This is a genomic window from Mesorhizobium sp. M5C.F.Ca.IN.020.32.2.1 (genome assembly GCF_004023105.1).
In the GTDB taxonomy this organism is placed as follows: domain Bacteria; phylum Pseudomonadota; class Alphaproteobacteria; order Rhizobiales; family Rhizobiaceae; genus Mesorhizobium; species Mesorhizobium wenxiniae.
The window spans coordinates 1-5,634 of sequence record NZ_RZSX01000389.1; the positions used below are offsets into that span (position 1 = coordinate 1).

Consider the following 5,634-nt stretch of genomic DNA (forward strand, 5'->3'; position numbering starts at 1 on the left):
ACAGGAGCATAAAAGACGCGCGCATGGCCGGCTCGACACGCTGATCGGTTATTGCGAAACGGCCCAGTGCCGTCGCCAGATCCTGCTTGGCTACTTCGGCGAAACGGCAATGCCTTGCGGCAATTGCGACAACTGCCTTGACCAGACGCCGCATGCGGATTGCGAGGCGGAGGCGCGGATCGTCTTCGCGGCCATCGCGCAGACCGGCGAGCGCTTTGGCGCTGCCCATATCGTCGACGTTCTGCTCGGCCATGAAACCGAGAAGGTCCTGGCCAGGAACCACCGCAGGCTTGCCAGCTTCGGGACCGGTGTGGCGCACAAGAAGGATTTCTGGCTGTCCTTGGTCCGCCAACTCGTCGCGGGAGGATTTCTGACACTGGACTCAGGCGGCCATGGCGGCCTCGCCATCGGCGAAAAAGGTCGTGAGCTGGCCCGTGGCGACGTCTCGTTCCGGTATCGCGTAGAGGTGCGGAGCCGCGCGTCTCGTGACAAGACACGTCCCGCTGCTGCCGCGGGCACGGAAGACGTGGATACCGCGCTCTTGGCCACGCTCAAGGCGGTTCGGCTGCGCCTCGCCCGGGAGCGCCAGGTGCCGGCCTTCGTGATCTTCTCCGATCGTACACTGATCGATATGGCCGAACGCTGCCCGCGCGACCTCGACGCCTTCGCTACAGTCAACGGCGTCGGCGCCGCGAAGCTCAGGGAATTCGGTCAGATCTTCCTCGGCGCAATCGCTGCGCGCCAGGCCGGGGTGTCGGTCTGAAGATTGCATCAAGGCGATCGTGCCGACGGGTAGCCACTTAGACTAGACCACTGCGGCGGCGCAATCAGCACTTGCTTCGTCTCACCGCCGCGATCGCCGCCTCCTGCTGCCGCAGCTGCTCGATTTTTGCGCTCTGGCGGGCAGTGACGGCAGAGGCGACACGCCGGGCGCCCCATAGCCAGTCCGGAATATTGCTTTTCGCGACTTTGCCCCGAGTGATCGCTGTCGCCGACATCTCCTTGGCGACTTCGCCCATGGCCACGTTGAGTTCGACGCAGCTCATCCTGTTGTATTTCGCGGCATCAAAGGATGCGTGGAAGGGCGATGCGCAACTTCCGATAAATACGAAGCTGCAAATCAGGGGCGTGGCTGCAGTGATCGCCTTCATTTCTTATCAAGCAGGTTTGACGCCGACCGGGCGAATATCAGAGGGTTCTCGATCCCGGGCCGCGGAGCGTTCCCGAGGTTTTGCGTAACGGAAGCATGTGACCTCTACAATACTCTGTTCGACGCGTCATTCCCCCTATTATCCTCGAAGAACTTGGAGAGAGCCGCTCCGGTCTGGTGAGGGTGCTCTTCGGGAAAGAAGTGCCCGCCCGGAACAGGGCTTCCTTCAACGCTGTCGGCCCATTTTCTCCAAATAGCCAGCGGTCCACCTTCCCTTGCATACCAGGTCTCAACGCCGCCTTCGCTACTCCACAGTGCCAGTAGCGGGCACTCAATGCGACGACCATTTGCCTGGTCCGCCACGTCATGCTCACGATCGATCGTGGCAGCGGCCCGATACTCTTCGCAAATCGCATGAATATGAACGGGATCGCGAAGCGCCTCGACATAGGCGTCCCTGACCTGCGCAGAGAACATCTCTGCCGGCGACCCCCACTGCACAATCGCATTGTCGACGATGGCATCGGGCGCGGCGCCTATCAGTCGCTCCGGCAGAGGCTCCGGTTGCGCAAGAAGGCTCCAGGGCCAGAAGGCGAGAGCCAGTCTGGCGTCCGCCCTATCCCACGCGGCGGCGGTGGGGATGACGTCGAGGACCGCGATCTTGGAGATTTCATCGGGGTGATCGAGCGCCAGGCGATAGGCGACCCGCCCGCCACGATCATGTCCAGCAACCATGAACTGCTTAAATCCCAGCTGTTTCATGACTTGAACCATGTCGCCGGCCATGGCGCGCTTGGCGTATGGGCTATGATCGGCAGAGGAGACCGGGCACCCGCTTTGCCCATAGCCTCGAAGATCGGCGGCGACCACCGTAAAGCGGGGCGCCATTGCTGTGGCGATATCCCTCCACATCAGATGCGTTTCGGGAAAACCATGAAGCAGCAGCAGCGGCGGGCCGGTTCCGCCGACCCTTGCGAAAATGGTTGTGTCGTCCAGTTGCAAGCTGGTGGCTCTGAAACCTGCAAACACCGTTCGTCTCCCTCGGCGTGCCAAAAGGCGACAACGCACAAGGTGGCAGAAGGATCACAGTCGGCTGCCGTGTCTGGAGTCGAGGCGGCCCTGGAATTCTCCTCAATGGCTAAAATGGAAGGTGGGCCCACTGATATTTCGATCGGCGCACCCCATATGAGCGGCAAGAGTGTCGCCTAGGGATTTGCCATGATGATTTCGCGTTCGAGCCGGTTTGCAGTTTTGTTTGCAGGACTGTTCCTGGCATTGTCCATGGTCACGGCCGATTACGCTGAGGCGCGGCGTGGCGGCAGCTTCGGCAGCCGCGGCACGCGCACTTTCCAGTCGGTCCCGCCGACCAGGACGGCGCCACAGCCGGCTGCGCCGGTCGAGCGCTCGATGACGCCCAATACCGCAACGAACAATGCGGCCCGCCAGACACAGGCACCCCAACGACCAGGGCTCTTCAACGGCCTCGGCGGTTCGATGATGCGCGGCCTGCTGCTCGGCGGTCTGATCGGACTTCTTTTGGGCCAAGGGTTCGGCGGCTTGGCTGGCATGTTGGGCCTGCTGCTTCAAGGGCTGCTGATCGGCGGCGCGATCATGCTGATCATCCGCTTTTTCCGGTCGCAATCGGCACGCAACCAAGCGCCCGCCATGGCCGGCGTTCCGCGGAGCATGGGGAACTTTGGGCGAAACGCGGCAGCCCAGCCCAAGTCCGATAACGTCTCGTCTTTCTCCATTCCAGGCATCGGGTCCGGATTTGGCCGGACGGCTCAAGCCTCCGATGAAATTACAATGACGCAGGCCGACCTCGACATATTCCAGCAGCGGTTGACGGAGGTTCAGGAAGCATTCGGGCTCGAAGATCATGCTGGCTTGCGCCGGCTGGCGACCCCTGAGATGGTGTCGTACCTGTCCGAAGAACTTGCCGACAACGCAAAAAAGGGCATCAGGAATGATGTCTCGAATGTCAGCCTGTTGGAGGCCGATATTGCGGAGAGTTGGCGGGAAGATGATCGCGACTACGCGACGGCTGCGTTGCGCTATGAGTCTCACGACGTGATGCGCGATCGCGCCAGCGGCAAGATCGTCGCGGGCGAAGCCGATCGGCCGACGGAAACAACCGAACTGTGGACCTTCACGCGCCAGAACGGTGGCGACTGGAAGCTCGCAGCAATACAGCAACCCTGACTGATACACTGCAGCCGCGGCCGTTCAGGTCCTCTTGCGCGCCACGATGTAGGGACGATTGTCGTTGCCCTTCGTTGCGTGGCTTTCAGTGGCAAGGACGTCGAAGCCCGCGGCAGATATATGCTGGCTCAGGTCTGCAGCGCGAAAGACGCCAGCATAGGGTGCTTTGCCGATCGCGCGCATCGCGGGCAACAAGGCAAGCCGGATGAGTGGGTTCATATCGCCGACGCAAGGTGTCTTGGAGATAAACAGGCCCTCCGCTGCAAGCAAGGCGTGGATGTGGCGCAGCGTGCCAGGCAGATCGCGGACCAGATGGAGATAGTTGAATCCCAGAACCGCGTTAAACTGCGCCGCGTCAGGCGTAAGCGCTTCTACGGTCGCGGTGCGGAAGACAAGCGCCGGGATGGGGCCAGCGGCGTGTTTCTCATTGGCAATCGCGATCATTCCAGCGGAAATATCCGTCGCAAGATAGTCTTGAACATCGCCCGCGAGCCGGAGCGCGGTCGTTCCTGTTCCACAGCCCAGTTCCAACACCCTGTCGCCTGGTTCCAACAGGGCGCGGGTCCGGTCCAGCGTGCGCTCATATCCGGCCTGATCTGCAATCGCACCCATGGCGTACTTCCGTGAACTCCGGTCCCAGAAACGGGCGTCGCTCGCTATGCTCATGGTAGTTGCTCCTCAGATCGCGACCTTGCCTATTCGGCATTAAGAATGGCGGAGGCGAGTCATGTCCGCTCAAGTCACGCCCCGCAGAAGCTCGTACGGCTATCGGCGGTGATTGGGTAGCTATCTCGCAGAATAGCCTAGAATCGGCGGAATGGCGGAGAGGGAGGGATTCGAACCCCCGATGGGCTTGCACCCATGCCGCATTTCGAGTGCGGTGCATTCGACCACTCTGCCACCTCTCCGCGGTCATGGTCCGCCGTTGCCGGCGCGGCGCACTAGATAACGGCTGGGCGGACAGGTTACAAGGGCCAATCTGCCTGATATCAGGCTTCTCTGAGGGCCGTATGGCTCGTTCTTCGACACCTTCGCCGCCTGCGCCACGGCGGCGGCTTGCTTTCGGTTTGCTTCGGCCGTTTGCCTTGACTCGCGCCGCACCTTCGGCTAAGGACAGCGCGCAATCGGCGTGGAGGGTTCTTCCGCGCCGCTTGCTTTTTGAACCCGCAGACTGACAAAAAGACGGCCGAACCGCCTGAAGCGGTTCATCAAGGCCGACCGAACAGCGAAAGGCAAAAAATGTTCGCAGTCATCAAAACGGGCGGCAAGCAGTATCGCGTCGCCGCCAACGATCTCCTGAAGATCGAAAAAGTCGAAGGCCAGGTCGGCGATATCGTCGAGATCGGCCACGTGCTCGCGCATGGCGAGGGCGAGAATGTCACGTTCGGCGCGCCGTTCGTCGATGGCGCCTTGGTCACCGCCGAAGTGGTCGAACAGGGCAAGAACCGCACCGTCATTGCCTTCAAGAAGCGCCGCCGGCAGAATTCGCGCCGCAAGATCGGCCATCGCCAGCTTTTGACCACCGTGCGGATCGCCGAGATCCTGCTGGGTGGCGCCAAGCCGACAAAGAAGGCCGCGGCCAAGACCGAGCCGAAGGCCGAAGTTGCTGCAAAGACCGAGGCGAAGGCTGAAGCCGCGCCGAAGACCGAAGCCAAGGCAGAGGCAGCGCCGAAGAAGGAAGCCAAGGCAAGCGAAACTGCCGCGCCGCTGTTCAAGGCGCCGAAGGGCGAGCCGGACGATCTGACCGTGATCAAGGGCATCGGCCCGGTTGCGGCCGGCCAGTTGAACGAGCAGGGCATCACGACCTTCGCCCAGATCGCCAAGCTGTCCGACAAGGATGTCGCCAGGATCGACGAGCATATGCCGTTCAGCACCGACCAGATCACGGACTGGCGCGAGCAGGCCAAGGAATTGGCAAAGAAGTAAAGCGAGCCGGCGCAATCGTCGCCGGATCGGACTTGAAACGGAACGCGAACGCGTTCATAAGACCTTTTAAGCGCCCTTGCGGCGCATCGGAGTTAGTTAGATGGCACACAAGAAAGCTGGCGGTTCGTCGCGCAATGGTCGCGACTCCCATTCCAAGCGGCTCGGCGTGAAGAAGTTCGGCGGCGAAGCCGTGATTCCGGGCAACATCATCATTCGTCAGCGCGGCACGACGTGGCATCCCGGCACCAACGTCGGCATTGGCACGGATCACACGCTGTTTGCGCTCGAAGCTGGCGCAGTCACCTTCAACAAAAAAGCCAATGGCCGAACCTACGTATCGGTGAACCCGATGACGA

Annotated in this window: 7 protein-coding genes and 1 tRNA gene; 4 read left to right on the forward strand and 4 right to left on the reverse strand. The window is 61.6% G+C overall.

Annotated features, from left to right (window positions below; all coding sequences use genetic code 11):
• The coding region (locus tag EOA86_RS19500) for an RQC domain-containing protein (protein WP_164891835.1) at nucleotides 1-763 on the forward strand (763 nt) is incomplete at its 5' end.
• Between the two features lie 64 nt (nucleotides 764-827).
• Here the strand turns inward: EOA86_RS19500 and EOA86_RS19505 are convergent.
• Both EOA86_RS19505 and EOA86_RS19510 read right to left on the reverse strand, forming a co-directional pair.
• On the reverse strand, nucleotides 828-1,151 hold the full coding sequence (locus EOA86_RS19505) for a hypothetical protein (RefSeq protein ID WP_128343153.1): 324 nt from the start codon (nucleotides 1,149-1,151) through the stop codon (nucleotides 828-830).
• Nucleotides 1,152-1,255: 104 nt separating this feature from the next.
• The gene (locus tag EOA86_RS19510; protein ID WP_128343155.1) at nucleotides 1,256-2,179 is read right to left on the reverse strand and encodes an alpha/beta hydrolase; all 924 of its coding nucleotides are present in this window, start codon (nucleotides 2,177-2,179) and stop codon (nucleotides 1,256-1,258) included.
• 192 nt (nucleotides 2,180-2,371) lie between these two features.
• Here EOA86_RS19510 and EOA86_RS19515 point away from each other — a divergent pair, with 192 nt between their 5' ends.
• Nucleotides 2,372-3,352, forward strand: a complete 981-nt coding sequence (locus EOA86_RS19515; RefSeq protein WP_128343161.1) for a Tim44 domain-containing protein — start codon at nucleotides 2,372-2,374, stop codon at nucleotides 3,350-3,352.
• A gap of 24 nt (nucleotides 3,353-3,376) precedes the next feature.
• On the opposite strand, the gene EOA86_RS19520 is transcribed toward EOA86_RS19515, so the two are convergent.
• Both EOA86_RS19520 and EOA86_RS19525 read right to left on the reverse strand, forming a co-directional pair.
• A complete protein-coding gene (locus EOA86_RS19520) occupies nucleotides 3,377-4,018 on the reverse strand; it encodes a class I SAM-dependent methyltransferase (protein WP_128343156.1) in 642 nt (213 codons plus the stop codon).
• 152 nt (nucleotides 4,019-4,170) lie between these two features.
• Nucleotides 4,171-4,260 (reverse strand) — tRNA-Ser (locus EOA86_RS19525).
• A gap of 331 nt (nucleotides 4,261-4,591) precedes the next feature.
• Between EOA86_RS19525 and EOA86_RS19530 the strand changes: the two genes are divergently transcribed.
• On the forward strand, nucleotides 4,592-5,278 hold the full coding sequence (locus EOA86_RS19530) for a 50S ribosomal protein L21 (protein ID WP_128343158.1): 687 nt from the start codon (nucleotides 4,592-4,594) through the stop codon (nucleotides 5,276-5,278).
• Between the two features lie 100 nt (nucleotides 5,279-5,378).
• A partial coding sequence (rpmA, locus tag EOA86_RS19535; RefSeq protein ID WP_128343160.1) for a 50S ribosomal protein L27 occupies nucleotides 5,379-5,634 on the forward strand: 256 nt, incomplete at its 3' end.

Coding starts and splice junctions, on each gene's coding strand:
- EOA86_RS19520 (WP_128343156.1), bottom strand. CDS start 4,018: ATGAGCATAGCGAGCGACGCCCGTTTCTGGGACCGGAGTTCACGGAAG.
- EOA86_RS19505 (WP_128343153.1), bottom strand. CDS start 1,151: ATGAAGGCGATCACTGCAGCCACGCCCCTGATTTGCAGCTTCGTATTT.
- EOA86_RS19515 (WP_128343161.1), top strand. CDS start 2,372: ATGATTTCGCGTTCGAGCCGGTTTGCAGTTTTGTTTGCAGGACTGTTC.
- EOA86_RS19530 (WP_128343158.1), top strand. CDS start 4,592: ATGTTCGCAGTCATCAAAACGGGCGGCAAGCAGTATCGCGTCGCCGCC.